Origin of the sequence: Rhizobium centroccidentale (genome assembly GCF_030182565.1) — a bacterium.
GTDB lineage: Bacteria > Pseudomonadota > Alphaproteobacteria > Rhizobiales > Rhizobiaceae > Rhizobium.
Window position 1 is genome coordinate 127,803 of sequence record NZ_JAQJCG010000017.1, and the last position, 26,273, is coordinate 154,075.

Sequence of the window (26,273 nt, forward strand, 5' to 3'; positions counted from 1 at the left end):
GGGTGGTGAAGGGTACCGGGTGGCAGGTCCTGAATTCAACCTATGTTAGGGTAAAATGATGATTGAAAATAAAAAGAAGCCGAACCCCATCGACATTCATGTCGGTAGCCGCATACGCCTCCGCCGCACAATGCTTGGCATGAGCCAGGAGAAGCTCGGCGAAAGCCTCGGAATTACGTTTCAGCAAATCCAGAAATACGAAAAAGGCACCAACCGCGTTGGCGCCAGCCGCCTCCAGAATATCTCCAGCATCCTCAATGTCCCGGTTTCCTTCTTTTTCGAGGATGCACCGGGCGAGCACGCGGCCGGCACGGGCGGCATGGCCGAGGCATCCAGCTCCAACTACGTCGTCGACTTTCTGTCGTCTTCCGAAGGATTGCAGCTCAACCGCGCTTTCGTGAAAATTTCCGATGGCAAAGTCCGACGCAAAGTTGTCGAGCTGGTCAAGGCGCTCGCGGCCGAGGCGGATGCCGAGTAACCCTTCGAAGCGGGGTTAAACCGAGAAAGTCGAGAGGCGGTCATTTTGGCCGCCTTTTCGCTATTTACGGCAAAATTTTATCACTTGGGCAGGGATATAAAGATATATTTATGTCCTTGTGCGGCTTGTTTTTCGAGGCGGAGGCGAATATCAAAAGCAGAGATTTGTTCTTTGAGGGGAATCCCGCATGCGCGCGAATTATCTGTTTACGAGTGAGTCTGTTGCCGAAGGTCACCCGGATAAAGTTTGTGACCGCATTTCCGATGAAATTGTCGATCTGGTTTACCGCGAGGCTGCAAAGACCGGCGTAAACCCATGGACCGTGCGCATTGCATGCGAGACCCTTGCCACCACCAACCGCGTCGTCATTGCCGGTGAAGTGCGTTTGCCGCCGAGCCTGATGAAGAAGGACAAGGATGGCAACGACGTCATCAATCCTTCGAAGTTCAAGGCCGCCGCCCGCCGCGCCATCAAGGACATCGGCTACGAACAGGACGGCTTCCACTGGAAGAAGGCCCGTATCGACGTGCTCCTGCACTCGCAGTCTGCCGATATCGCCCAGGGCGTCGACAATGCCGCCGACCAGCAGGGTGACGAAGGTGCCGGCGACCAGGGCATCATGTTCGGCTATGCCTGCAAGGAAACGCCGGATCTCATGCCGGCGCCGATCTACTATTCGCACAAGATCCTGCAGCTGCTCGCTTCCGCCCGCAAGAAAGGCGACGGCGAAGTCGCCAAGCTCGGTCCGGACGCCAAGAGCCAGGTGACGGTTCGTTACGTTGACGGCAAGCCGTCCGAAGCGACCTCGATCGTGCTTTCCACCCAGCATCTCGACGAGAGCTGGGATTCAAAGAAGGTTCGTGCTGTCGTCGAGCCCTATATCGTCGAGGCGCTCGGCGACCTGAAGATCGCTTCCGATTGCAAGTGGTACATCAACCCCACCGGCAAGTTCGTCATCGGCGGCCCCGACGGCGACGCCGGCCTCACCGGCCGCAAGATCATCGTCGACACTTACGGCGGCGCAGCCCCGCATGGCGGCGGTGCATTCTCCGGCAAGGACACGACCAAGGTCGACCGTTCCGCAGCCTATGCTGCCCGTTATCTGGCGAAGAACGTCGTTGCCGCCGGTCTTTCCGATCGCTGCACGATCCAGCTCTCCTACGCCATCGGCGTTGCCCAGCCGCTGTCGATCTATGTCGACCTGCACGGCACCGGCAAGGGCGTCACCGAGGATCAGGTCGAAGCGGCGATCCGCAAGAACATGGACCTCTCGCCGACCGGCATCCGCCGCCACCTCGACCTCAATAAGCCGATCTACGCCAAGACCTCGGCTTACGGTCACTTCGGCCGCAAGGCCGGCCGTGACGGCTCCTTCTCCTGGGAGCGTACGGACCTGGTGAAGGCCCTCAAGGAAGCCGTGAAGCTCCGGGAAGCCGCATGATCGATACCGAGCGCCGGTCGCGGGCGACGGAAGCATTCTTCGGCCGGCGCAAGGGTAAGGCCTTGCGCGGCCAGCAGGCTGAAAAGCTGGAAGCATTGCTGCCGCAGTTCATCATCGACCTTTCCGCCCCGGCGCCGCAGCCGCTGAACGATCTCTTCCCGGTGCCGACCGAGCGTCTGCGCCTGGAAATCGGCTTTGGCGGTGGGGAGCATCTGATCCACCGGGCGCTGGAGCAGCCGAAGACCGGCTTCATCGGTGTCGAGCCCTTTGTCAATTCGATGCAGAAGCTGCTTGCTAGCGTCGACGACGCTGGCGCCCATAATATCCGCGTCTACAATGATGATGCGACGCAGGTGCTGGATTGGCTGCCGGATGCGTGTCTGGACCAGATCGACCTGCTCTATCCCGATCCGTGGCCGAAGAAGAAGCATTGGAAGCGCCGCTTCGTTTCGCAGGTGAACCTTGCCCGCTTTCATCGCGTCCTGAAGCCCGGTGCGCTCTTCTGCTTCGCCTCCGACATCGATACCTACGTCAATTGGACGCTGCAGCACTGCCAGGCGCATGGCGGCTTCGAGTGGACTGCGCAGAATGCCGCCGACTGGCTGACGCCCTATGAGGGCTGGCCGAGCACGCGCTACGAGGCCAAGGCCAGGCGCGAAGGGCGCTCGTCGGCATATCTGACCTTCAAGAAGGTCTGATCGCTCCGGTTACGGACGAGAATTTCAGATTGAGATATTTGCACTATCCTGTCTGACGACCGCCGCTTTGGGCGGTCTGGATCATGCGCGTGCGTTGCCAGGTGGGCCGGTTCGATGCGGTCCTTGCGGACGGTGACTTTCACCGTCGGACGACGCTCCTGGTCAGTGCAGGCTGACCGTCTTCAATTCGTCTTCGGCAGCACGATAGAAGGTGCTGGAGCGATTGTCCGTCAAGAGGATCGGGGTGCCGTCGGCGCCGAAAAGCGCCCACAGATCGACATCCGGATCGATATCGGGCGCTTCCGGGAAGCAGCGGGATACTTCGGACCAATCCATTTTTCTGATGTAGGCGACCTCACCGGTGCCGATATTGGCAAGTTCGGATGGGGTCAGGCGGGCGGTGGCTTCTTTCAACAACATGCTCGTACCTCCAGTATGAGGGACCAACGGCTCCAGAGCATGATGACCAAAAGTGTGAACGGCTTTCGGGTGACGTCGTGCTCTAGTTCTTTGATTCTAGAGCCGATTCGGATCTCAGGTCGAATCGGCCTGAAATCATCCGGCTCTAGGCCGTTGTTCTACTGTGAGACCGAAATGTTAATTTTCTTTACCATGCGGTCGGGTTCCGGCCGAATGAGATCGACGGAGAGCAACCCGTTCTTCAGCGTGGCGCCGAGCACCTGCATGCCGTCGGCAAGCACGAAAACACGCTGGAACTGCCGGGCGGCGATCCCCCGGTAGAGATAGTCACGCTCGCCCTGTTCCGTCTGGCGGCCGCGGATCAGCAGCTGGTTTTCTTCCGTCGTGACATCAAGTTCGTCTTCGGAAAAGCCGGCGACCGCCAGCGTGATGCGCAGACGTTCCGGCTCGCCCGACAGGCGGTCCGCACGCATCCGTTCGATATTGTAGGGAGGGTAGCCGTCGCTGACTTTGGAAATTCGCTCAAGCGTCTTTTCCATGGTGTCAAAGCCCAGAAGCAGTGGGCTGGCAAAGGGAGTCGTCCGGCTCATCGTCTCAAAGTCCTTGGGTGTCAAGCGACCGTTCCGGACCTGATCTTCAGCACCCGGTTGTCCCTAATATGGGAGTACGCGCCTGCGAGTGCAAGCCATGAGGTCTTCGCATTTGCGAGATCGAAATCCATGGTGAAAAATGGTTCCATGACATGGCGAGCGAGCGCTTGACAAAGCCGGACCGGACCCGCGACAAAGCCTGTCGATCTGCACCGGAGGAAAGTTGAAGACATGACCGAACCTAGAAAAATCATCATCGATACCGACCCCGGTCAGGACGACGCCGCGGCGATCTTTCTCGCCTTCGGCAGCCGCGAAGAGATCGACGTGCTCGGCATCACGGCGGTTGCCGGCAACGTGCCGCTGCGGCTGACCAGCCGCAACGCCCGTATCGTCTGCGAACTCTGCGATCGCCACGACGTCAAGGTGTTCGCCGGTGCCGACGCGCCGCTTAAGCGCAAGCTGGTGACGGCGGAGCATGTGCATGGCAAGACCGGCCTCGACGGTCCGGAACTCTCCGAGCCGACAATGGAACTGCAGCCAGGCCACGCCGTCGATTTCATCATCGATACGCTGCGCAAGGAGCCTGAGGACGCCGTGACCCTCTGCACGCTTGGCCCGCTGACCAATATCGCCATGGCGTTTCAGAAGGCGCCTGACATCGTCGGGCGCGTACGCGAATTCGTGATGATGGGCGGCGGCTTCTTCGAGGGCGGCAACATCACGCCGGCCGCCGAGTTCAACATCTATGTCGATCCGGAAGCGGCAGACGTCGTGTTCCGTTCGGGCGTTCCCATCATCATGATGCCGCTCGACGTCACCCACAAGCTGCTGACGCGCAAGGATCGCGTCGAGCGCATCGCCGCGGTCGGGACGCCCCCGGCCAAGGCCATGGTCGAAATGCTGCAGTTCTTCGAGCGTTTCGATATTGAGAAATACGGTTCGGACGGCGGTCCGCTGCATGATCCCACAGTCATCGCCTACCTTCTGAAGCCCGAGCTCTTCAAGGGCCGAGAATGCAATGTCGAGATCGAGGTGACGTCGGAACTGACCGTCGGGATGACCGTCGTCGACTGGTGGCACGTCACCGACCGCAAGCGCAATGCCAAGGTCATGCGCGACGTCGATGCCGATGGCTTCTTCGCGCTGCTGACGGAACGCTTCGCCCGCATCTGATCAGATCCATGCAAAAGGCCGCCGGATCGCTCCGGCGGCCTTTTGATTATATCCCGAGCGATTTGGCTCAGAATTCTTCCCAATCGTCCTGGGCAAGCGCCGTGGCACCCTGTGTCTGCGGAATGGCTTTGCGTGCCGGTGCTGCCGCGGGCGCAGGCGCGCGACGCGGCGCCGCCGGAGCCCGCATCTGCTGGGCGGTCGCCCGCAATGCGCTGGCATTGTCCGGAACGGCGCGGGCGGTGCGGAAGCGTGCAACGAGTGCCCTGAGCGACTGGGCTTCCTCGGCGAGCGCGACGCTCGAGGCTGTGGTTTCCTCGACCATCGCGGCATTCTGCTGGGTTACCTGATCCATCTGGTTCATGGCCGAATTGATTTCTTTCAGGCCGATAGCCTGCTCGCTTGCGGAAGCGGAGATCTGGCGGATCAAGCCGTTGATCTCCATGACCTGCTGGGCGATCTTGTGCAGGGCATCGCCCGTGCGGCCGACCAGATCGACGCCTTCCTTGACCTGTCCGGCCGAAGCGTTGATCAGGGTCTTGATCTCCTTGGCGGCATTGGCCGAGCGCTGGGCCAGCTCGCGCACTTCCTGCGCGACAACGGCAAAGCCCTTGCCGGCTTCGCCTGCGCGGGCTGCTTCGACACCGGCGTTCAGCGCGAGGAGGTTGGTCTGGAAGGCGATTTCGTCGATGACGCCGATAATGCGCGACACCTCCTGCGACGATTGCTCGATGCCGTGCATGGAGGAAATGGCCTTCTGCACGATCTCGCCGGAATGCTCTGCGTCCTCTGATGCGGCATTGACGCTGGTTGCCGCCGTACGAGCGTTTTCGGCGCTGGAATTGACCTGCGCGGTCAGCTCGTTGAGGGCCGCTGCCGTCTCTTCAAGGCTCGCCGCCTGCTGTTCGGTGCGGCGGGCGAGGTCCGAGGCGCTATTGCTGATTTCGCCGGTGCCGCTGCCGATATTGCCGACGCTGACATTGACGGTATGAACCGTCTCCTCGAGGCTCGCCAGCGCGGCATTGAAGTCCTGCTTGAGCTGGGCATATTCGCCGGGGAACTCGTCGGTGATCCGCTGAGTGAGATTGCCCTTGGAGAGCTCAGCGAGGCTTTGGCCGAGAATGCCGACGATATGGCGCTGAAGGGTAACGCTCTCGTTGCGTTCGCTCTCCGAGCGGCGGCGTTCGCCTTCGGCAGCCAGGCGCTGGTCGTTCGCTTCACCTTCCAGGCGCTTGGTGTCGGCTAGCGCAAAGCGGAACCCTTCCAGTGCCTTGGCGACTGAACCCACTTCGTCCGCACGAGCCTGACCGGCGACCGGCTCGGCATAATTGCCGGCGCTGAGACGATTGACGCTGGCGACGAGGCCGGCAAGCGGCGTCTGCACGAAACTGCGCACGGCGGCGTAAAGAGCGAGCATCACGGCAGCAAGCACCAGGATGCCAGCGACGATCATCATGTAGGTCTGATCGCGTACGGGTGCTGCGATTGCGCTGTGCGGTACGTCGATGAGAACGACCCAGGTGGCATTGAGACCCGGAACGGCGAAAGGATAGACGACGCGGTCGAACTCTTCGCTGCCTGCATCGGAAAGATTCTTGAGGATGCTTGCGGAAGAGGAGGTCAAAGCTGCCTTGATGACGTCAGCGCCGGAACCATTATAGTCCTTCATCAGCAGGTCGGCGGTCGGTGCCACCAGCCATTTGTTGTCCTGGGAAACCAGCAGCACGCGGCCGGTGCCGAAAGGCTGCATCTTCTGCAGCTTCGTCGAAAGCGAATTGAGGGAGATATCGACGCCTGCAACGCCGATCAACTTTCCGCCCGACATGACCGGATAAGCAATCGAGCTCATGGTCGTCGGAACATCGGTGCCCTGCGCGAGGTAGGGTGGCGTGATCGCGCCTTTGCCACTGTCGGCAGCAAGCTTCCACCATGCGGCGCTGTAATCATTGTCGAAGGTCGAGAACTGGATGCCGCCATCCTTGGTCTTCGACCAATAGGGCGTGAAGGCGCCCTTGTCGTTCACGGCCTGATCCTTGTTGTTGGCAAGTTCGGTCGTCTTGCCATCCAGCGCGCCGAGCTGCTCACAGAACCAGCTGCCGAAGGCAAAGGCATTCTGCTCGACATTTGCCTTGAGGATATTGATCATGCCCTTGCGGTCGAAGGTATGGCCCTCGTGGCCGCGGCCGATGATGGCGGCCATGGAGCGGGCGGCACTCGCCAGTTCGCCGACATTGGCGGCGATCTCGTTGGAAATGGATTTGGCCTCGGTATTCGCCTGATCCATCGTCAGCGTCTCGACGCGATCGCGGGTCTGGGAAATCAGCAGAAAATTGGAAACCAGCAGAACGAGTGCGATCGCCAGCCCGGTGACCAAGATGAGCTTGGCCGCAAGCGACTTCATGCGAAAGATGAACATCATTTCCTCGAAAAAGCGATGCGTCGGATACACATTATCCGAATGCAAGGTCGGCGCAGGATGGCCCTGTCATGGAGCCGCCGTTAAGATTCCTGCCGCGGCTCAAAGGCTATGCGCGCCAGGCTAGAGGAGAATGATATGGAAGCGCAAAAATTTAATTAATTGCGCTTCGCAAGGGTTGTGAAATTTAACCCTAAAGCTTTTCGGCGACTTCGCTGGCAACCGGGATGGACGGCTGCGCGCCCGGCTTCAGGCAAGCCAGCGAACCGGCGACGGCGGCGCGGCGTAGGCTGGCATGGAAATCCAGACCCTGATCGAGGCTCGCGGCAAAATAGCCGCAGAAGGTATCGCCGGCGCCGACGGTATCCACCGGCTCGATGACGAGGCCCTTGGCACGCGCGAGCTCGCCGTCGCGAATGGCGATTACGCCGTCGCCGCCAAGCGTGACGATCAGCGTCTGGCCGGTTTCACCATGCAGGCGGACGAGGGCAGCCTCACGCTCGGATGCCGACATGTTGTCCTGGCCGGCCAGCCTCTCGAATTCCGTCTCGTTGGCGATGACGATATCGGCAAGCCGGCCGAGGCGGGCAGCCTCAGGGATCAGAGGGGCCAGATTGAGCACGGTGCGCACGCCCTTTGCTTTCGCCGTATTCAGCGCCATCTCGACGGCGGCAACCGGAATTTCGAGCTGAAGCATCAGCGTATCGCCGGCGTTCAGAGCGGCGACGGCGGCGGCAACGTGTTCGGCCGCATTGGTGCCATTGGCGCCCGGAACGACAGCGATCATATTCTCGCCGTCACCGCCCACCAGGATGAGAGCAGTACCGGTCGGTTCTGACACGCGCCGGACGGTAGAAAGATCGGTCCCTGCCGCATCGAGCAAGGCAAGTGCGGGTTCTGCGAAGGCGTCATCGCCGACCGCCCCGCTGAGGCGCACCGTCGCACCGGCGCGGCGTGCGGCGAGCGCCTGATTGGCGCCCTTGCCCCCGGCCGCGGTGGAAAAGCCGTTACCGGCGACGGTTTCCCCCGGCTTCGGCAAACGATCCGTGGTGGCGATGAGGTCCATGTTGATGGAGCCGAAAATAGTGATCATGCGGTGTCCTGCCCTGGGTGTTGATCTCGCATGATCCTGCCCGAAGGCGCCTTATGTCTTTGTGGATCATGCATCGATTGGGGGCGACACTGCCGAAGCGATCAGTCTTCGTCAACTACCCTGAGCTTGAGTTGGCTCGTGTGGTTGTCGACAGGCTTGGGCCGCTCTTCCGGCCGCGCCTTGGCAGGCTCTTTCGCCGCCTCGAATTCCAGCGCCTCTATCCGCTCGCCGCGCCGCGCCAGCTTGTCGGCCGAGGTGACGATCATGTCGACATCCTTCTGCGCCATCGCGAAATGGCCCTGCAGCTTGCGCACGCGTTCATCGAGGCGCGAGAGGTCGTCCATCAGATGAGCCACTTCGCTTTGGATGACATGGGCCTGCTCGCGCATGCGTTGGTCCTTCAGCACAGCCTGGATGACTTGGATCGACAGCATCAGCAGCGAGGGTGAGACGATGACGATGCGCGCGCGCTGGGCCTTCTGTACGATCGCCTCGAAATTCTCGTGGATCTCGGCAAAGATCGACTCGGACGGCACGAAGAGAAAGGCCGTATCCTGCGTCTCACCGGGGATCAAATATTTTTCCGAGATATCGCGGATATGCAGTTCCAGATCCCTCCGGAACTGCTGCGCGGCGATCTTGCCATGTTCGGGACTGGCAGCACTACGGATGGCGTTCCACGCCTCCAGCGGAAACTTCGCGTCGATCACAAGCGGCGGCGAGCCGTTCGGCATGCGCACGGTACAGTCCGGTCGCGAGCCGTTGGAAAGCGTCGTCTGAAATGCGTAGGCGCCCATCGGCAGCCCGTCGGCGATGATAGTCTCCATGCGTGCCTGGCCGAAGGCGCCACGCGTCTGCTTGTTGGAGAGAATGGCCTGCAGGCCGACGACATCCTTGGCCAGCGTCTGGATATTGGTCTGAGCGGCATCGATGACGGCGAGCCTTTCCTGCAGGCGGCGCAGGTTTTCATGGGTCGAGCGCGTCTGCTCGCCGATCGTCGCCGTCACCCGCTGTGACATGCCGTCCAGGCGCTGGCCGATGGCCTGATTGAGCTCGGCCTGTCTGGAGCCGAACACTTCGGCGATGGTGGCAAGCCGCCCCTGCATTTCCGCCTGCGACCGCAGCAGCGCCGCCATCGTATGCTCGGCGTCGAGCGCGTCGTCTTCCGCGCGTGCCTTGCCACGGACGAAAAGGACGATGACTGCGATCGCAAGCAGAATGACGAGGCCGGTCAGAACCTGGACGGTGGAAATGGCTTGGCCGAAGATGATGAAAGACATGAAACCTGGCGCGCTGATGAAGTTCTCTACGCAAGCATAGCAAAATTGTTGTGAATATCCAGATCAAACCGTGAACAAAATTTCGAGACCATCCGCTGCCGTTCGGATTGCTGTCGTTGAAAAAACACCGCCTCACCGCCATCTTGGCGATTCCATCGCACAACAAGATGCGTTATGGGAAACGTCATGACGATCAAGCCACTCATCATTTTGCCCGACCCGCTGCTTCGCCAGGCTTCCAAGCCCATCGAGCAGATCGATACCGAAATTCAGCGCCTCGCCGACGACATGCTGGAAACCATGTATGACGCGCCGGGCATCGGCCTTGCGGCGATCCAGATCGGCGTTCCCCGCCGCATGCTGGTCATCGACGTTGCGCGCGAAGGCGAAGAGAAGAAGCCGCGGGTGTTCATCAATCCGGAGATCGTCGCGTCTTCGGATGAACGCTCGGTCTATGAGGAAGGCTGCCTTTCCATTCCGGATTACTACGCCGAGGTGGAGCGCCCCGCACGCGTCACCGTCAAGCATCTAGACCGCGACGGCAAGGAACAACTCACCGAGGCCGACGGTCTGCTTGCGACCTGCGTACAGCACGAGATCGACCACCTGAACGGCGTGCTCTTCATCGACTATATCTCGCGCCTGAAGCGGGAGATGGTGATCAAGAAGTTTACGAAGGCCGCCAAGTCGAAGGCTCTCTGATCCCAGACATTGAAAGATCGAGTTGAAACGCCTATGATATCATTGATATCAAATGGAGGCGCGAATGAGTGATCTGTTGCTGCGCGGTATCGACGACAGCTTGAAGGAGCAGTTGCAGGCCAATGCCAGCAGGCATGGCCGCAGCCTCTCGGATGAGGCGATCGAACTGCTGCGTCAATCGCTTGGACGCCAGCAGGGTGGGAGCAACTCGGCGGGGCAGCGATTGAGAGCAATTCTTGGCGCAGAAAAGCTCAGCGAAGAGGAAATCGAGGCAATCAATGCTTTTCGGAATGCGCCGGATCGCGATCCGCCCCATTTCGAATAGTGCTCTGGCCTGCGCATGATCGTTCTGGACACCAATGTTGTATCGGAGTTGCAAGGGCGGCTGCATAGCGAGCGCATATTGTCCTGGCTGGATAGCTTCGCCGTCGAGGCCGTTTTTCTGACCACCATCACCATCGGCGAGATTAGATTTGGACTGGAACTCCTGGCTGACGGGAAGCGCAAAGTGGCACTTGTCGCGGAGCTGGATGCGATAGAGGCAGAGTTTTCGGGCCGTGTTCTGGGATTTTCGAGCAACGCAGCCCATCAATACGGAATAATCTCCGCTCATCGCCACAAGATTGGGCGAAGGATGGAAACGAAGGACGCCATGATCGCCGCCATCTGCCTCGCGAGCGGTGCGACATTGGCGACGCGCAATACAAAAGACTTCGAGGGGCTTGATCTCAGGCTCATAAACCCGTTTGAAGGCGGCTAGCGTTTGATCCGATGGCATGCGCCGCGGCCGCTGGGTCATTCGAAATCTGATATCTTAGCCGGATGGATCGCATGTCGCTCAACATCATCTTTATGGGAACGCCCGAATTTTCTGTGCCGACATTGCGGTCCCTGATCGATGCCGGCCACAAGATTCGCGCCGTTTACACGCAGCCGCCGCGTCCCGGCGGGCGGCGAGGGCTCGACCTGCAGAAATCGCCGGTGCATCAGGCGGCCGAATTGCTAGGCCTGCCGGTTTTCACGCCGGTCAATTTCAAGGATCCCGACGAACGCCAGCGCTTTCGCGATCTGGATGCCGATGTCGCTGTCGTCGTCGCCTATGGCCTGCTGCTGCCGGAAGCGATCCTCACCGGGACACGTCTCGGCTGCTACAACGGCCATGCCTCTTTGCTGCCGCGCTGGCGCGGGGCAGCTCCCATCCAGCGAGCGATCATGGCTGGCGACAAAAAAACCGGCATGATGGTGATGAAGATGGACAAGGGGCTGGATACCGGCCCGATCGCTTTGGCACGCGAAGTGGAGATCGGCGGCACCATGACCGCGGGTGAACTGCATGACAGGCTGATGCTCGTCGGCGCAAAAGCCATGGCCGAGGCCATGAACAAGCTGGAGCACGATGAGCTGCCTCTGACCGCGCAGCCATCCGAAGGCGTTCTCTATGCCGCAAAGATCGACAAGGGCGAAACCCGCATCGATTTCGGCAAGCCGGCGACCGAGGTCCATAATCATATCCGTGGCCTGTCGCCCTTTCCCGGCGCCTGGTTCGAAGCCGACATCGCCGGTCGGCCAGAACGCATCAAGGTGCTCGGCTCGGAATTGGCAGAAGGTAAGGGAGCTTGCGGTCGGGTCCTGACAGATGATCTCGTCATTGCCTGCGCCTCCGGCGCCATCAGGCTGACGAAGCTGCAGAAGGCCGGCGGCAAGCCCTTGGCGGCAGCCGACTTCCTGCGCGGTACGTCGATCGCGCCGGGTACCGTGCTTGCCTCGGAGCAAGCCTGATGCCGCGCTACAAAATGACCGTCGAATATGACGGTATTCCCTATGTCGGTTGGCAACGCCAGGAAAACGGCCCCTCCGTGCAGGGTGCGATCGAAGGCGCCATCCTGTCCTTGACCGGCGAAACTGTTTCGATCCGCGGCGCGGGACGCACCGATTCCGGCGTGCATGCCATGGGGCAGGTCATGCATGCCGATCTTTCCAAGGAATGGAAGGTCTATACGCTGCGCAATGCGCTCAATGCCCATCTGAGGATGGCCGGTGACCGCATCGCCATTCTCGATATCGTCGAGGTCGCCCCACGCTTCGATGCACGCTTCTCGGCCGTCCGCCGCCACTATCTCTATCGCATCATCGCCCGCCGCGCGCCGCTTGCACTGGAAGCCGGCCGTGCATGGTGGGTGCCGAAGGATATGGACCACGAGGTCATGCATGCCGCGGCGCAGACCCTTGTGGGTCGGCATGATTTCACCACCTTCCGTTCGGCGCATTGCCAGGCAAACAGCCCGGTGCGCACGCTCGACCGGCTGGATGTGACGCGCACCGGCGAGCTGATCGAGATCCGCGCCACCGCGCAAAGCTTCCTGCACAATCAGATCCGCTCCTTCGCCGGTACGCTGAAGCTCGCGGGCGAGGGCAAATGGACGCCTGACGATGTGCGCGCGGCGCTGGAGGCTCGGGACCGCAAGGCCTGCGGTCCTGTCGCTCCGCCGGATGGGCTCTATTTCATGCAGGTGGATTATCGTGACGGTGCCGGTTCGGCGGGCAACGAAGGGGAGACTATCGATGACGGTGACGATCTATCATAATCCAGCCTGCGGCAAGTCGCGTAACACGCTGGCGATGATCCGGCAGTCCGGCGAAGAACCCGTCGTTATCGAATATCTGAAGACGCCGCCCAGCCGCGAACAGCTGGTGGAGCTCATTGCCGCCATGGATCTGACGACCCGCGATCTTCTCCGCCAAAAGGGAACGCCCTATGACGAGCTCGGTCTTGGCAATCCCGATCTCACCGAGGATCAGCTGCTTGAGCGGATGATCGAGTACCCGATCCTGATCAACCGTCCGATCGTGGTGACGGAGAAAGGCGTGCGTCTCTGCCGCCCGTCCGAACGCGTGCTCGATATCTTGCCGAACCCAGATATCGGCCCGTTTACCAAGGAAGATGGCGACGTCGTCAACCGTTAAACGCGACTACCTCAGCCCGGCGGATAGACGCCGAGGAAGCGCTGTAGGAAGTCCGTCAGCAGCATGGTCGGAATAAGCAGCACCAGCGTCAGCGTGCCGATGAAGAGCGGATGCGTGCCGCAGATCATTCGAAGCATGCGCGCCAGCGAAAAGATGATCGCCATCATCAGCGCCAGCCACAGCAACGCCGCCAACCCGCTGGAACCCGGAACGAAGGCGATCAAGGCGATGAGTAGCGCATTCAGATAGGATGTCGGCACGCCGAGCCAGTTCACGACGACGACGATCGGCGTGAACTTGTCGCCGAAGCGAAAAATCAGCAGCAACACGCCAGCAAGCACGAGCGGGATCAGCCAGTTCGCAAATTCGACTAAGGCCAGGCGCAGAAAGAAGGCAAGACCCGCCGATGTCTCCGGCGGCATGGCGGTCAGATAGGCCTTCTGCCACCACAGCCATGAAATGCCGATCGACGGCAGGCACCAAAAAATCGCCCAGAAGGAACGCAGCATGCCGCGGTCCGAAATGTCCAGATACTGGAATCCGCGCGCATCCATCCGGATCAGCAGCCATAGGCCGGACAGGTAATACTGGACTTCCTTAAAGCTCGGCATTCTCGAACCAGCGCTGGATGAAGGTCTGGTAGATCTCGGTCAGCGTTTCGAGATCCGAGAGCTCCACGCGCTCGTCGACCATATGCATGGTCTGGCCGACAAGCCCGAATTCCACGACGGGGCAGTAGTCCTTGATGAAGCGTGCATCGGACGTGCCGCCGGTGGTCGACAGCGCCGGCCTTTGACCGGTGATGTTTTCGATGGCGGAGGACAGCGAGGCGATCAGCGCATTGTTGCGCGTCAGGAAGACCTGGCTCGGACGCTCCGACCAGACGATGTCGTATTTCGCCGGCGGCCGCCCGGGCCGCAGCGTCTGGTCGGCGGCGGCTGCATCCAGGCGTGCCAGGATTTCCGCCTTCAGCGTATCGGTGGTCCAGGTGTCGTTGAATCGGATGTTGAAGGCAGCGGTCGCCTTGGCGGGAATGACGTTGGTGGCGGTATTGCCGACGTCGATCGTCGTCACTTCGAGGTTCGACGGCTGGAAATTGTCCGTACCCGCGTCAAAGGGCGGGTCGAGCAGCGCTTCCGTCAGCTTGATGATGCTGCGCACCGGGTTGTCGGCGAGATGCGGATAGGCGGCATGCCCCTGAACGCCATGGACTGTAATAGTGCCGGAAATCGAGCCGCGGCGACCGATCTTGATCATGTCGCCGAGCCGGTCGGGGTTGGTCGGTTCGCCGACGAGCGAGGCATCCCATGTCTCGCCACGCTCGGCCGCCCATTGCAGCAGCTTGACCGTGCCGTTGATCGCCGGCCCCTCTTCATCGCCGGTGATCAGGAAGGAGATCGAGCCGGCGGGTTTGCCATGCTTTTCGATATGACGCGCAACCGCTGCCACGAAGCAGGCAATGCCGCCCTTCATGTCGACGGCGCCACGGCCGAAAAGCTCGCCATCGGCGATTTCGGCAGCAAAAGGCGGACGGCTCCAGGAAGCGGCATCGCCGACCGGCACGACATCCGTATGGCCGGCAAACATCAGATGCGGTCCATCCGTGCCGAGCCGCGCATAGAGATTTTCGATATCGGGCGTTCCCGGCTCGCTCGCCGTCATGCGCTCGATCTTGAAGCCGAGTGGCTGCAGCATGCCGGCAAGCACGGTCAGCGCGCCGCCCTCGGCAGGGGTGACGGAGGCGCAGCGGATCAGGGTCTGCAGGTTCGTAATGGGATTGGTAACAGTCATCGGAGGCAATTTATCCGGCGGGAAATGGCAAAGCGATGGCAAAGGATCGGTGACGACTCGAAAATCTTTGCCGCGATTCCAGCAATCGCACAGGCATGCTCCCCCGGCAAGCATAAGGGAAGCGCGATATGGCAACCGCGCTTCCCAAATTTTGCGAGATTAGTCGCGCAGCAGCTCGTTGATGCCGGTCTTCGAGCGGGTCTTTTCATCGACTCGCTTGACGATGACGGCGCAATAGAGGCTAGGCGCCGGCTGGCCGTTCGCCATGGTATTGCCGCTCGGCAGCGCGCCGGCGACGACGACCGAGTATGGCGGAACTTCACCATAGGTGATCTCGCCGGTGGCGCGATCGACGATCTTGGTGGACTTGCCGATGAAAACGCCCATGCCGAGCACGGAACCTTCGCGAATGATGCAGCCTTCGACGACTTCGGAGCGGGCGCCGATGAAGCAATTGTCTTCGATGATCGTCGGGCCGGCCTGCATCGGCTCCAGCACGCCGCCGATGCCGACGCCGCCGGAAAGATGCACATGCTTGCCGATCTGGGCGCAGGAGCCGACCGTCGCCCAGGTGTCGACCATGGTGCCTTCGCCGACATAGGCGCCGAGATTGACGAAGGACGGCATCAGGATGGCGTTGGGGGCGATATAGGCGGAATGACGCACGACTGCGTTCGGCACGGCGCGGAAGCCGGCTTCACGGAAGCGATTTTCTCCCCAGCCTTCGAACTTCGAGGGAACCTTGTCCCACCAGGTGGCGCCGCCGGAGCCGCCTTCGACGATCTTCATGTCGTTCAGGCGGAAGGAGAGCAGGACCGCTTTCTTGAGCCACTGGTTGACGGTCCAATTGCCATCAGCGCCACGCTCGGCCACGCGAACCTTGCCGCTGTCGAGGAGATTGAGCGCCGTTTCGACGGCATCGCGGACTTCGCCGCGCGTCGACGTGTTCACATTGTCGCGATTGTCGAAGGCAGCCTCGATGGACTTTTCGAGGGAGGCGAGGTCGGTAGCGCTCATGGGAATTCCTTGCAACGTCAGGGCCTATCGTGATTTCCGGATAAAGGTCCGGAAGCGGTCGATTGGTCCTATAGCATGCATGCCGAAAATGGAATGTCTTTTCCGCGCCGATTGAGCTTGGATTCAAGGCGTTGTAGGGGCATATGCAAGAGCTTGGGCATTCCTGTCCTTCGGCAGGAAAGGCCCGTCATGATCGATTCGAAAGGCATGAATAGATGAGCAAGGGGAAGAACGGCAGGCTGAGGCGCAAGGATGGGGTTTGGGACCCGTTGAAGACGAGCTCGGCAGACAAGCAGCGGGCCGAGTCGGTGCCGCGCACGCCGCAGTCGATGTCGCCGTCCTACCGGCTTGCCTATGCCGATGAGGATTTCCTCTGCCGTGAGGAATTGCGGCCGATCCGCCTGCAGCTGGAACTGCTGAAGACCGAAATGTCGCTGACCGAGCGCGGCATCAAGTCGACCGTCGTCATGTTCGGCGGCGCACGCATTCCTGCCCCCGGCACCAATGCCTGGGCTGCCCGCAACGACGTGCAGCGCGCTAATCTCGAAGCAGCATCGGTCTATTACGAGGAGGCGCGCAAGTTTGCCCGGCTCTGCTCCCGTTATTCCGCCGGTTTCGATTACCACGAATATGTCGTCGTCACCGGCGGCGGCCCGGGTGTGATGGAAGCTGGCAATCGCGGCGCGGCCGAAGAAGGGGCTCCTTCGATCGGCCTCAACATCGTGTTGCCGCACGAGCAGGCGCCGAATGCCTATGTGACGCCGGAGCTCAGCTTCAACTTCCATTATTTCGCGATCCGCAAGATGCATTTCATGGTGCGCGCCAAGGCAATCGCGGTGTTCCCGGGCGGCTTCGGCACGATGGACGAATTGTTCGAGTGCCTGACGCTCATCCAGACCGGACGCATGGAGCGCCTGCCGCTTATTCTCTTCGGCGAAAAGTTCTGGCGCAGCATCATCAATTTCGATGCGCTGGCCGAGTTCGGCACCATCGCACCAGATGATGTGAACCTCATCAGCTTCGTTGATACCGCCGACGAAGCCTGGAAGATAGTCACCGATTTCTACGAGCACGATAACGGTCACCACGACAACGGGCACTGATAACGAAAAGCCCGCCGTCGCTTGGGCGAGGGCGGGCTTTCGTTCATGGGACCAGTGTCGGAGCGATCGGCTTACAGCAGCGGGCGGCCCGGCATGTCGTCCAGGTTAACGACGCCATCGTGGTTGCGGTCCAAGCGGTCGAAGAGCTTGTTCATGGCGTCTTCGGCTTCCTTCTTGCTGATCTGGCCGCTTTGATCGGTATCGGCAAAGCGGAAGACCATCGCTTCATGCATGAAGCGGCCATGCGGTCCGTGATGGCGATGCCCTTCGCCGCCCCTGTCGTTGTCACTGTCGTTTTGAGCCTGGTCGCCCTTGGACTGGTCGGCCGGAGCCTGATTGCTCTGCGCCTGATTGTCTTGCGCTTGATTAGCCTGGGCTTGATTGTTTTGTGCCTGATCGCCGCCCGAAGCCTGGCCATCTTGAGCCTTATCGCCATCAGCCTTGGCATGCTCGGCCCGCCATTGCTTGAACTGCTCCTGGCGATAGGTGCGATATTCGCCGGGGGTGATTTCGCCGTCATGGTTGACGTCGATCTGGTCGAAGATCTTGTCGACGCCAGCCTTGACCTCATCCTTGGTGAGCTTTGTATCGCCGGGATTGCCGAATTCCTTCAGCATGCGCACGTAAAGGACTTCAGGCGAAAAATGTGGTCTGTGCCACCGGCCTTCATGATGATGGTGCCTGCCGCCACGGTCGCCATCATGCGAAGCGGCGAGCGCCACCTGTGCGGCACCGCCGAGAAGCAGGGTTGCGGAAAGTCCGGCCAGAAGAAGTTTTTTCCCGTTCATCGTTTTTCCTTTCGTGTCGAGGAATGGTCAAACGATAAGGCTGGCGGTCGAAACCGGCCAATTAAACCTCTGTAAGGCGGATGAAACTTTGGTAACCCCGCCTTGGGCGTGCGTTTCCGCATTCCGAACGGAAAACCGCTGCGCACTTTTCCTGGAAGTGCTCAAATGAATGGTTAAACCAGCGCTTTGAGGAAAGCTGTGAGGTCATCGGTCACATAGTCGATGTGATCGTCCTCGCCGGTCGTTCGCTCCCACCATTCGACGACCGTCGTCTCGAGATTTTGCGGCACGAGAAGCACCGTCTTCATGCCGAGCGCCTTGGGCACTGCGAGGTTGCGCGGCAGGTCCTCGAACATGACCGCCTTCTTCGTATCCACGCGGTGCAGGCTCATGAACTTGTCATATGTGCTGCCGGCAGGCTTCGGCACATAGTCGGCCGCCACGATGTCGAAAATGTCGTCGAAGCCATCGAGGATGCCGAGTGCGCCGGCTGTCGCCTGGGCGTGTTTGACGCTGCCGTTGGTGAAGATGAACTTGCGTCCCGGCAGCGCCTTAATGGCAGCGGCGAGCTCCGGCTGCGGCGTCAGTGCCGAATAGTCGATCGCATGTGCCTTCTCCAGAAAGTCGTTCGGGTCGATGCCGTGATGGATCATCAAACCCTGCAGGGTCGTGCCGTGATGGAGATAGTATTGCTTCTGCAGCTTGCGAGCCTCCTCGCGCTCCATCTGCAGAAGGGCGGAGACGTAAGCCGTCATGTTCTTGTCGATCTGCGCGAAGAGATCGACATGATGTGGATAGAGCGTGTTGTCGAGATCGAACACCCAATCGCGGATGTGGGAGAAATCTGCTGGCTCGGATAGCGTTTTTGTCTGGCTCATGCCCGTCTTATGGCACGCCCGCTCCGGGCGGGGGAAGGGAAATATTCATGCTGCCGCCTCTCAGCCATTTGGGGGAGATTGCCGTGCGATCCAATGCCGGCTATGATTTTACCATTGATTTCCGGGGTTTTACTCTATTTGCCATGTGAGGGGGAGCTTACGCTCTTTTGGGTCGCGGAGGAGAAATCGCCCGGCCAGGCTTTTCGGAGGGGATGCGATGAGTCAGGTGGAAAAGGCGCAGGAATTCGCACGGCTGCACAAGAAGGGTGAGCCGCTGATCCTTTTCAATATTTGGGATGCGGGTTCTGCCAAGGCTGTCACTGAAGCCGGCGCGAAGGCATTGGCAACGGGGAGTTGGTCGGTTGCCGCCGCCAATGGTTTCGGGGACGGCCAGGCAATCCCGCTATCGCTGCTGGCAGTGACCGCCAGGCTGATTTCGGTGACGAGCCCGTTGCCCCTGTCCGTCGATTTCGAGGGCGGTTATGCCGTCGAGCCTGAAGAAGTCGCCGTTAATGTCGAAAAGATCATGGATCACGGCGCCATCGGCATCAATTTCGAGGATCAGGTGATCGGTGGCCAGGGCATTCATCCTATAGAGGTGCAGGCGGCACGTATCCGCGCCATCCGCGAAATGGCCGATCGCCGGGAAATACCCTTATTCATCAACGCCCGCACCGATCTTTTCCTGCAGGAAAGCGATACGGCGCATCATCAGCTCCTTCTGGACGACGCCTTTCAGCGCGCCGATGCTTTTGCCGAGGCCGGTGCCAGCGGCTTCTTCGCGCCGGGCCTGGTCGAACCGGATCTGATCGGCGCCCTTTGCGAACGTTCGCCTCTGCCTGTTAACATCATGGTGCGCCCGACGACGCCGGACAATGAGACCATGGCAAAGCTGGGCGTCAGCCGCATCAGCTATGGGCCGGCCCCTTACCGCTCGGTCATGGGAATGCTGAAAAGCGAGGCCGAAGCGATCTATCGGCCGTCCTGACGGACCGGCCAGCGCTTCGCAATCAACATTTGCGAAGCACCTTTGAGACATTGCAGATTAGGCTGACTTACGGAACGATCAGCGTGCCCGCGCCGCGCTCAGTGAAGATTTCGAGCAGCACGGAATGGGCCGTCTTGCCGTTAAGGATGACGACGCCCTGAACACCGGCCTTGATGGCGTCGATGCAGGTCTCCACCTTCGGGATCATCCCGCCGGAAATCGTGCCGTCGGCGATCAGCGCATGGGCCTGGGCAACGGACAATTCCTTGATAAGTTGACCCTGCTTGTCGAGGACGCCCGGAACGTCGGTCAGGAAAAGCAGGCGCGTGGCGCTGAGCGCGCCGGCGATCGCGCCGGCAAATGTGTCGGCGTTGATGTTATAGGTCGCGCCGTCGCGGCCGGGAGCGACCGGGGCGATGACCGGGATCATCTCGGACTTGGCAAGCAGGTCGAGCAGCGTGCGGTCGACTTCGACCACTTCGCCGACGAAGCCGAGATCGAGCACACGCTCGATATTGGAATCGGGGTCCTTGATGGTCTTGCGCGCCTTTTCGGCGAAAACCATGTTGCCGTCCTTGCCGCAAAGGCCGATCGCCCATTCGCCGGTCTGGTTGATCAGAGCGACGATTTCCTTGTTGATCGAGCCGGCGAGCACCATTTCGACGATCTCGACCGTCTTCTGATCGGTAACGCGCAATCCGCCTTCGAACTTCGATTCGATGCCCATCTTCGTCAGCATGGCGCCAATCTGCGGGCCGCCGCCGTGGACGACGATCGGGTTGACGCCCGACTGTTTCAACAGGGCGATATCGGCCGCAAAGGCCTTGCCGAGTTCGACATTGCCCATGGCATGGCCACCATATTTCACGACGATGGTCTTGTTTTCATAACGCTGCATGTAGGGCAGCGCCTGTGCGAGCAGGTTGGCTTGGAGTTCGCTTTGGGCTTCGGACATGGTGCACCCTTCGGAAATGATCGCGGCCTTTTATCTCAAGTTTTTGACAGAGGGAATAATGATCTCGGGATTAAAGCACGTCGCGCAAAAGTGTTCAGCGGTTTTGCGACAGCGACTTGCGCAAAATTAAAGATCTAAAGCGCGAAAAACGTATCTGAAAGATCGCGCTGCTCTGTCGTTGACGCTATGTCACATTAGCGTCGCGGAAATTGATGGTGCGGACACATTTGCCGAAGCGAAGTTTTCTTCTAAAGATGGTGCAGGCGTCGCACCCCGGGGATTTGGATGGCGAGCGAGGATACGGAAGCGCTGATCGGCCGCATTGCCATGCGCGACCAGAAAGCCTTTGCGGCACTCTACAAGCGTACCAGCCCGAAACTCCTCGGTGTTTGCCTGCGTATCGTCGGCAACAAGGCGGATGCGGAAGAGGTTTTGCAGGAGGTCTATATCAAGGTCTGGCAGCGGGCCGAGCAATTTGCTGTTGCGGAAGGGCCGGCAATGGCCTGGCTGGTGACGATCGCGCGCAATCGCGCCATCGATTTCATCCGTGCCCGTAAGCCCGTGGCTGACGAAATAGACAGCGCTTACGATCTCGCCGACCTGGAACCCGGCCCCGAAGAGCAAGCAATCGTCAAGGGAGAGGGAAGGCGGATTGACAGGTGCATGGAAGAGTTGGAAGCTGATCGCGCGCGGGCTGTTCGCAGCGCCTATGTCGAGGGCTTGAGCTACCAGGAGCTCGCCGACCAACACGCTGTGCCACTGAATACTATGCGCACCTGGCTGCGCCGAAGCCTGATAAGACTGAGAGAGTGCATGGACCGATGAGTACGCCCGATCAAAGCAAGGGAGGCCGCTCCCGCGATGAAGTCCTGGCCGGAGAATATGTGCTTGGCGTGCTTTCCCTTGAGGATCGGCAAAAGGTCGAGCGCCGCATGCGCAGCGACCGCCAGTTTGCCGCCATCGTCAGCCGCTGGGAGCAGAATCTCTCGGAATTCAACGAGGAATATGAGGCAGTGACGCCCGCGGCCGCCGTATTTCCGAAGATCGAAAAGCGGATTTTCGGCGAAGCGGCCTTCGGCGCTCATCTCTGGAATTCGCTGATGCTGTGGCGCTCTGTCGCCTTCGGCTCGTTGTTCTTGGCAGCCGGCGTACTCGTCTTCGCCGTCACGAATGAAGGCGGCTTGCGCACGAGCCCGGGCAAGCAGCTCACCGCATCCCTTGCCGGCCAGAACAGTCCCTTCAATCTCCTTGCCAATTACGACGTCGCCAGCGGGCGTCTGAAAATTACGCCGGTCGCCGCCGGCAAGCCCGAGGAGAAATCGCTGGAGCTCTGGCTGATTCGCGGCAGCGATCCCGCCGAGGCGCTGGGTATCCTGCCACCGACCGGCGATGGCGAAATCGTCTTGTCGCCGGAACTTCACGCCAAATTGACTGAAGGCGCCATCATCGCCGTCAGTGTCGAGCCCTTCGGGGGCTCGCCGACCGGCAAACCGACGGGCGATGTGGTTGCTTCCGGCACGATCCATTTGCCCTGAGGAATTTCGGCTCGCGAAAAACGATCGCGGCTGAAACTCTTTATCCGCGTGCTCCGTATCTTCTTCCGACCCCGCCTGATCGGGGCAACAGAGAGGAAGAGGAGACGTTATGATCAAGACCGTGTTTCGCATTGGTGCCGCTGCCGCAATGCTGTCGGCCGCAAGCAGCCTAGCCTATGCCAAGGACCCGATGGTGGGCGGCGCTGCGATGTATGCCAGCAAGAACATCATCCAGAATGCCGTGAATTCCAAAGATCACACGACCCTGGTCGCAGCCGTCAAGGCGGCCGGCCTCGTCGATACCCTCGAAGGCAAAGGCCCGTTCACCGTCTTTGCGCCGACCAATGAAGCCTTCAAGCAATTGCCGGCGGGTACGGTCGAAACCTTGCTGAAGCCCGAGAACAAGGAGAAGCTGGTCAAGATCCTAACCTGCCATGTCGTCGCCGGTGATGACATGGCTGCCGCCATCAAGAAATGGGCAATGAGCAAGGGTGGCGAATACGATCTGAAGACGGTCGGCGGCTGCACGATCAAGGCCGTGGACAAGGGCGGAAAGCTGACGCTGACCGATGATGCCGGCGGCACCGCTCACATCACCATCGCCGACGTCAAGCAGTCGAACGGCGTGATCCATGTGGTCGACAAGGTGTTGTTGCCGAAGATGTAATCCTTAGCGGCAACACGGCCGCCGTCGCCTTACGCGGGGTCGGGGCGGCGGCCTCATTGTATCGGAGCGGTTCTCAGACCTGGATGCCGACCGTCAATCCGATGGCCTCGCGTAATTCCTGAAGGCCAGCGCCTTTTTCCGATGACGTGGCAAGGATGCCTGGATAAGCGGCCGGGCGCTTGCGGATTTTTTCGGCTGTGTCGGTGAGCAGCTTCGGTATGCCCGCTTCCTTGATCTTGTCGGTCTTGGTCAGCACGATCTGATAGGAAACGGCGGCCTTGTCGAGAAGGTCCAGGACCTCTGCATCGTTCTTCTTGATACCGTGGCGGCTGTCGATCAAAACATAAACGCGCTTCAGGGTCGTGCGCCCACGCAGATAGTCGAAGACCAGCTTCGTCCAGGCATCGACCTGATCCTTCGGTGCTTCGGCATAGCCGTAGCCGGGCATGTCAACCAGAGCCATCGGCGGCAAGTCGCCGCCCTCGCCGGAAAAGCCGTCGGGAACGAAATAGTTGAGTTCCTGCGTGCGCCCCGGCGTATTCGAGGTGCGCGCCAGCCCCTTGTGCCCGACAAGGGCATTGATCAGCGACGACTTGCCGACATTCGAGCGGCCGGCAAAGGCAATTTCCGGCGGCCCTTCTGGCGGCAGAAATTTCATCGACGGCACGCCGCGGATGAAGATCCACGGACGCCCGAAAAGCGGCTTGTCGTCTTTTGTCGTCTGATCTGCCATTTGCTCAGTCTTTTGCTTGCTCTGATGGTCTGGCTTCGAGGTTTTGCCCATGAAAGTCAAGTTTTGATCGATGTGTGTGACAGGTTGCGGACCTGCACGTACCCTGTCATGCTGCGCTGATGGAGCAAGATGCGCTGAAAGATGACGGTGCAGTAGAAATACGTCTTGATGCGAAGGAGGCGGTGGTTCTATTCGAGCTCCTCTCCCGTTGGTCCGATCCGAAGGCAACGCACACCCCCGACAAATTGTGTTTCGAAAGCCCTGCCGAATGCGTGGTATTGGACGGTTTGCTCGGGGATCTCGAAAAGCAGCTCACTGCTCCGTTCAAGCCCGAATACAAGCGGATTCTCGCCGATGCCCGCAACTTCCTGGCGCGGCGGTGGAATAACCCGGCCCTCCGCGACTGAACGCTCCTGAGCCGTCGACTTAGATCCGAATTTTGATCTGCAGCAGATGGTGATCCTGTAAAATCCGCAATTGCTGCACCACGGCGCCGCACAAGTCGTGGTAAAGCTCGATCCCATGAAAGCCGCTACAGAACAAAACTATCGTCGGCGCATTGCCCGGGTCATCGAGGCGATCATGGTCGATCCAGCAGCACCCCATTCCGTCGAAAGCCTGGCGGCGGTCGCCCATTTCTCGCCGTTCCATTTTCACAGGCTCTACCGGGCGATGACAGGCGAAAGCGTAGCCGCCACGATCCGCAGGGTGCGGCTTGCGCAGGCCGCAAATCAATTGGCCGCAAGTCCGGCCTCGGTCACCGAGACGGCGCTCGAGGCGGGCTACGACAGCTCGCAGAGCTTCGCCCGCGCCTTTCGCGGCATGACCGGCCTCACCCCGACCGCATTCCAGCTGCAACAGCAGGCGATCACTGCAAATCTGCCCACCGTTACGGTCGACGACCGACCTCCCGCAACGCTCTTTGGATTGCGTCATGAAGGGCCGGCCCAGACGATACCGCACACCTATCGCCGGCTTGCGCAACGGCTGGGGGACAGCGGGCGCGTCTGGCATGAGATGACACGTATCGGCATCGGCTCCGGCGACCCCGAACAGGGGCAGGGGTTCTGGTATTTCGCCGCTGTCATGCTGCCGCCAGGCGATGTCGTTGCCGAGGGGCTCGAACGACGTGATCTGCCCGGCGGCCTCTATGCCTGCTATCGGCTCATGGGTTCATACAGCCTTATTTCACCGACCTTTCAGACGCTCTTCGGCGGCTGGCTGCCGCAGAGCGGTTACGAGCCTGACGACCGCCCGATAATCGAGCTCTACCTCAACCATCCCGCCAAGGTGATGGAGCACGAAATAGCCACCGATCTGCTGATCCCGCTGCGTCGCATCGCAGCCTGAACTGTTCGAGACATACTTCCGAATGGAACATGCCGGCCATCAGGGCCGGCGATATCACTCGTTCTTGCCTGCCCTGATCCCGTTCCCGGAGAAGAAAATGCGTTTCTTGAAGATTGGAATTCTCTTAGCCTTTGGTCTGGCTGCCTCATCGGCTCGAGCGGCCGGTCTGACGTCCATTCAGGTTCCTGCAACGGCAGACAATCCGGCCCTGAGCGCCTTCGTATGGTCGCCCTGCGCGACGCCACCGGAGGAGGTGAAGCTTGGACCGATGACGGTTGTTGCCGTCCGCAATTGCCCGATCGCCGCGAGGAAGCTGCCGCTCATCGTCATCTCGCACGGGCACGGCGGCGGCTCCCTCAATCATCACGATGTGGCAGAAACGCTGGCCGATGCCGGCTTCCTGGTGGTGGCGCTCAACCATCCCGGCGACAATTTTTCCGATCTCAGCCGGTCGGGGGACATCTCGATCATGTTTCAGCGGCCGCGGGACATCAAGCGTCTGATCGACTTCCTGCTTGCCGGCTGGCCGCAGGCGGAAAAAATCGATCCGGATCGCATCGGTTTCTTCGGCTTCTCGCGTGGCGGCTACACTGGCCTGGTGCTCGCGGGTGCGGTTCCGGACTTTCATGACGCCACGGTTCCCTGTCCGGAGCCTGCTCCGATCTGCGGCGAGATCCGCCGCAACGAAATACCGGCCGAGCCACTCGCTCGTGATCTGCGCATAAAGGCCTTCGTCCTTGCCGATCCGCTGAGCTTCTTTTCGACAAAGGAAAGCCTGAAGGCAGTCGACGCTCCGATCCAGCTCTGGGGGTCAGAACATGGCGGCGATGGGGTACTGCCGGAAAATGTCGCATCACTGGCGGTCAATCTGCCCGACAAGCCGGACTTCCATGTCGTGCCCGGTTCGGCCCACTTCGCCTTTCTGGCGCCATGCTCGCCGGGCTTGGCCAGGTCCCAGCCGGAGATGTGCACGGATCAGGCGGCATTTGACCGGACTGCGTTTCACAGGTCGCTCGATGCGAATATCCTCGAATTCTTCCGCCAGAATCTCGCCCCGGAACGGAAGAGCTGAAAGAAAGCGCGAAACACCGCCACAAAAGAAAAGCCCCGCCGAATGAATTGACCCCCGAAAGTTGGACACCCAACTTCGGGGGTTTTGCATGTCCAAATACAGCAGCGCATTCAAGCGAGAAGTCATTGAGTATTACGGCAA

Annotated in this window: 30 protein-coding genes; 18 read left to right on the top strand and 12 right to left on the bottom strand. The window is 60.3% G+C overall.

The window, feature by feature from the left end; all coding sequences use genetic code 11:
• Nucleotides 1-58: 58 nt before the first annotated feature.
• The 3 genes from PH562_RS21560 (at nt 59) to trmB (ending at nt 2,617) form a co-directional block, all read left to right on the top strand.
• A complete protein-coding gene (locus PH562_RS21560; protein WP_285175542.1) occupies nt 59-478 on the top strand; it encodes a helix-turn-helix domain-containing protein in 420 nt (139 codons plus the stop codon).
• Between the two features lie 187 nt (nt 479-665).
• Nucleotides 666-1,919 carry a methionine adenosyltransferase gene (gene metK / locus PH562_RS21565; protein WP_113231875.1) on the top strand — a complete coding sequence of 418 codons (1,254 nt, stop codon included), beginning with the start codon at nt 666-668 and terminating at the stop codon, nt 1,917-1,919.
• Entirely contained in the window at nt 1,916-2,617 is a 702-nt protein-coding gene (gene trmB, locus PH562_RS21570) for a tRNA (guanine(46)-N(7))-methyltransferase TrmB (protein WP_285175543.1), read from the top strand. The genes metK and trmB overlap by 4 nt, the downstream gene beginning before the upstream one ends.
• A gap of 162 nt (nt 2,618-2,779) precedes the next feature.
• Here trmB and PH562_RS21575 read toward each other — a convergent pair whose 3' ends face one another.
• Together PH562_RS21575 and PH562_RS21580 are read right to left on the bottom strand one after the other, a co-directional pair.
• The gene (locus tag PH562_RS21575) at nt 2,780-3,037 is read right to left on the bottom strand and encodes a BQ00720 family protein (protein ID WP_015338639.1); all 258 of its coding nucleotides are present in this window, start codon (nt 3,035-3,037) and stop codon (nt 2,780-2,782) included.
• A 158-nt stretch (nt 3,038-3,195) separates the two neighbouring features.
• On the bottom strand, nt 3,196-3,627 hold the full coding sequence (locus PH562_RS21580) for an Hsp20 family protein (RefSeq protein ID WP_285175544.1): 432 nt from the start codon (nt 3,625-3,627) through the stop codon (nt 3,196-3,198).
• 231 nt (nt 3,628-3,858) lie between these two features.
• On the opposite strand from PH562_RS21580, the gene PH562_RS21585 reads away from it, so the two are divergent.
• Nucleotides 3,859-4,803 carry a nucleoside hydrolase gene (locus PH562_RS21585; protein ID WP_285175545.1) on the top strand — a complete coding sequence of 315 codons (945 nt, stop codon included), beginning with the start codon at nt 3,859-3,861 and terminating at the stop codon, nt 4,801-4,803.
• A 67-nt stretch (nt 4,804-4,870) separates the two neighbouring features.
• Here PH562_RS21585 and PH562_RS21590 read toward each other — a convergent pair whose 3' ends face one another.
• The 3 genes from PH562_RS21590 to PH562_RS21600 form a co-directional block, all read right to left on the bottom strand.
• Nucleotides 4,871-7,216 carry a methyl-accepting chemotaxis protein gene (locus PH562_RS21590; RefSeq protein WP_285175546.1) on the bottom strand — a complete coding sequence of 782 codons (2,346 nt, stop codon included), beginning with the start codon at nt 7,214-7,216 and terminating at the stop codon, nt 4,871-4,873.
• Nucleotides 7,217-7,409: 193 nt separating this feature from the next.
• On the bottom strand, nt 7,410-8,309 hold the full coding sequence (locus tag PH562_RS21595; protein WP_285175547.1) for a ribokinase: 900 nt from the start codon (nt 8,307-8,309) through the stop codon (nt 7,410-7,412).
• A gap of 101 nt (nt 8,310-8,410) precedes the next feature.
• Nucleotides 8,411-9,589, bottom strand: coding sequence for a DNA recombination protein RmuC (locus PH562_RS21600; protein ID WP_285175548.1), 1,179 nt, complete (start codon nt 9,587-9,589; stop codon nt 8,411-8,413).
• Between the two features lie 186 nt (nt 9,590-9,775).
• Between PH562_RS21600 and def the strand changes: the two genes are divergently transcribed.
• The 6 genes from def to arsC all read left to right on the top strand — a co-directional run bounded on the left by def (nt 9,776) and on the right by arsC (nt 13,255).
• Complete coding sequence (gene def, locus PH562_RS21605; RefSeq protein ID WP_113231881.1) at nt 9,776-10,291, top strand: peptide deformylase; 516 nt, start codon at nt 9,776-9,778, stop codon at nt 10,289-10,291.
• 64 nt (nt 10,292-10,355) lie between these two features.
• Nucleotides 10,356-10,616 carry a FitA-like ribbon-helix-helix domain-containing protein gene (locus PH562_RS21610; RefSeq protein WP_113231882.1) on the top strand — a complete coding sequence of 87 codons (261 nt, stop codon included), beginning with the start codon at nt 10,356-10,358 and terminating at the stop codon, nt 10,614-10,616.
• A 15-nt stretch (nt 10,617-10,631) separates the two neighbouring features.
• Nucleotides 10,632-11,051 (top strand): type II toxin-antitoxin system VapC family toxin, encoded by a 420-nt coding sequence (locus PH562_RS21615; protein ID WP_285175549.1) that lies wholly within the window; start codon nt 10,632-10,634, stop codon nt 11,049-11,051.
• Nucleotides 11,052-11,122: 71 nt separating this feature from the next.
• On the top strand, nt 11,123-12,070 hold the full coding sequence (fmt, locus tag PH562_RS21620) for a methionyl-tRNA formyltransferase (protein WP_285175550.1): 948 nt from the start codon (nt 11,123-11,125) through the stop codon (nt 12,068-12,070).
• Nucleotides 12,070-12,876, top strand: a complete 807-nt coding sequence (truA, locus tag PH562_RS21625; protein WP_285175551.1) for a tRNA pseudouridine(38-40) synthase TruA — start codon at nt 12,070-12,072, stop codon at nt 12,874-12,876. The genes fmt and truA overlap by 1 nt, the downstream gene beginning before the upstream one ends.
• Nucleotides 12,854-13,255: an arsenate reductase (glutaredoxin) gene (gene arsC, locus PH562_RS21630; RefSeq protein WP_285175552.1), complete on the top strand. Its 402-nt coding sequence runs from the start codon at nt 12,854-12,856 to the stop codon at nt 13,253-13,255. The genes truA and arsC overlap by 23 nt, the downstream gene beginning before the upstream one ends.
• Before the next feature lie 11 nt (nt 13,256-13,266).
• Here arsC and PH562_RS21635 read toward each other — a convergent pair whose 3' ends face one another.
• The 3 genes from PH562_RS21635 to dapD all read right to left on the bottom strand — a co-directional run bounded on the left by PH562_RS21635 (nt 13,267) and on the right by dapD (nt 16,063).
• A complete protein-coding gene (locus PH562_RS21635) occupies nt 13,267-13,866 on the bottom strand; it encodes a hypothetical protein (protein ID WP_113231886.1) in 600 nt (199 codons plus the stop codon).
• Nucleotides 13,853-15,046 (bottom strand): succinyl-diaminopimelate desuccinylase, encoded by a 1,194-nt coding sequence (dapE, locus tag PH562_RS21640; RefSeq protein WP_285175553.1) that lies wholly within the window; start codon nt 15,044-15,046, stop codon nt 13,853-13,855. Before dapE ends, PH562_RS21635 begins: the two co-directional genes overlap by 14 nt.
• Before the next feature lie 159 nt (nt 15,047-15,205).
• On the bottom strand, nt 15,206-16,063 hold the full coding sequence (dapD, locus tag PH562_RS21645; protein WP_069611177.1) for a 2,3,4,5-tetrahydropyridine-2,6-dicarboxylate N-succinyltransferase: 858 nt from the start codon (nt 16,061-16,063) through the stop codon (nt 15,206-15,208).
• A gap of 215 nt (nt 16,064-16,278) precedes the next feature.
• Here dapD and PH562_RS21650 point away from each other — a divergent pair, with 215 nt between their 5' ends.
• Nucleotides 16,279-17,166, top strand: coding sequence for an LOG family protein (locus PH562_RS21650; RefSeq protein WP_285175554.1), 888 nt, complete (start codon nt 16,279-16,281; stop codon nt 17,164-17,166).
• 71 nt (nt 17,167-17,237) lie between these two features.
• Here the strand turns inward: PH562_RS21650 and PH562_RS21655 are convergent, their stop codons facing one another.
• Nucleotides 17,238-17,954 carry an EF-hand domain-containing protein gene (locus PH562_RS21655; RefSeq protein ID WP_285175555.1) on the bottom strand — a complete coding sequence of 239 codons (717 nt, stop codon included), beginning with the start codon at nt 17,952-17,954 and terminating at the stop codon, nt 17,238-17,240.
• A 173-nt stretch (nt 17,955-18,127) separates the two neighbouring features.
• Nucleotides 18,128-18,832, bottom strand: coding sequence for a pyrimidine 5'-nucleotidase (locus PH562_RS21660; RefSeq protein ID WP_285175556.1), 705 nt, complete (start codon nt 18,830-18,832; stop codon nt 18,128-18,130).
• Nucleotides 18,833-19,049: 217 nt separating this feature from the next.
• Here PH562_RS21660 and PH562_RS21665 point away from each other — a divergent pair, with 217 nt between their 5' ends.
• Nucleotides 19,050-19,820 (top strand): isocitrate lyase/PEP mutase family protein, encoded by a 771-nt coding sequence (locus PH562_RS21665; RefSeq protein ID WP_113231892.1) that lies wholly within the window; start codon nt 19,050-19,052, stop codon nt 19,818-19,820.
• Nucleotides 19,821-19,887: 67 nt separating this feature from the next.
• Here PH562_RS21665 and argB read toward each other — a convergent pair whose 3' ends face one another.
• The gene (argB, locus tag PH562_RS21670) at nt 19,888-20,775 is read right to left on the bottom strand and encodes an acetylglutamate kinase (RefSeq protein ID WP_015338657.1); all 888 of its coding nucleotides are present in this window, start codon (nt 20,773-20,775) and stop codon (nt 19,888-19,890) included.
• Between the two features lie 285 nt (nt 20,776-21,060).
• On the opposite strand from argB, the gene PH562_RS21675 reads away from it, so the two are divergent.
• From PH562_RS21675 to PH562_RS21685, 3 genes are all read left to right on the top strand, one after another.
• Nucleotides 21,061-21,600: a sigma-70 family RNA polymerase sigma factor gene (locus PH562_RS21675; RefSeq protein ID WP_113231893.1), complete on the top strand. Its 540-nt coding sequence runs from the start codon at nt 21,061-21,063 to the stop codon at nt 21,598-21,600.
• Complete coding sequence (locus PH562_RS21680) at nt 21,597-22,310, top strand: anti-sigma factor (RefSeq protein WP_285175557.1); 714 nt, start codon at nt 21,597-21,599, stop codon at nt 22,308-22,310. The genes PH562_RS21675 and PH562_RS21680 overlap by 4 nt, the downstream gene beginning before the upstream one ends.
• 109 nt (nt 22,311-22,419) lie before the next feature.
• Entirely contained in the window at nt 22,420-22,977 is a 558-nt protein-coding gene (locus PH562_RS21685; protein ID WP_285175558.1) for a fasciclin domain-containing protein, read from the top strand.
• Nucleotides 22,978-23,050: 73 nt separating this feature from the next.
• Here PH562_RS21685 and yihA read toward each other — a convergent pair whose 3' ends face one another.
• Nucleotides 23,051-23,710, bottom strand: coding sequence for a ribosome biogenesis GTP-binding protein YihA/YsxC (gene yihA / locus PH562_RS21690; protein ID WP_285175559.1), 660 nt, complete (start codon nt 23,708-23,710; stop codon nt 23,051-23,053).
• A gap of 119 nt (nt 23,711-23,829) precedes the next feature.
• Between yihA and PH562_RS21695 the strand changes: the two genes are divergently transcribed.
• The 3 genes from PH562_RS21695 (at nt 23,830) to PH562_RS21705 (ending at nt 26,132) form a co-directional block, all read left to right on the top strand.
• The gene (locus tag PH562_RS21695) at nt 23,830-24,117 is read left to right on the top strand and encodes a hypothetical protein (RefSeq protein ID WP_285175560.1); all 288 of its coding nucleotides are present in this window, start codon (nt 23,830-23,832) and stop codon (nt 24,115-24,117) included.
• 115 nt (nt 24,118-24,232) lie between these two features.
• Nucleotides 24,233-25,060 carry an AraC family transcriptional regulator gene (locus tag PH562_RS21700; RefSeq protein WP_285175561.1) on the top strand — a complete coding sequence of 276 codons (828 nt, stop codon included), beginning with the start codon at nt 24,233-24,235 and terminating at the stop codon, nt 25,058-25,060.
• 97 nt (nt 25,061-25,157) lie between these two features.
• The gene (locus PH562_RS21705) at nt 25,158-26,132 is read left to right on the top strand and encodes an alpha/beta hydrolase family protein (RefSeq protein ID WP_285175562.1); all 975 of its coding nucleotides are present in this window, start codon (nt 25,158-25,160) and stop codon (nt 26,130-26,132) included.
• The last annotated feature ends 141 nt before the right edge of the window (nt 26,133-26,273 follow it).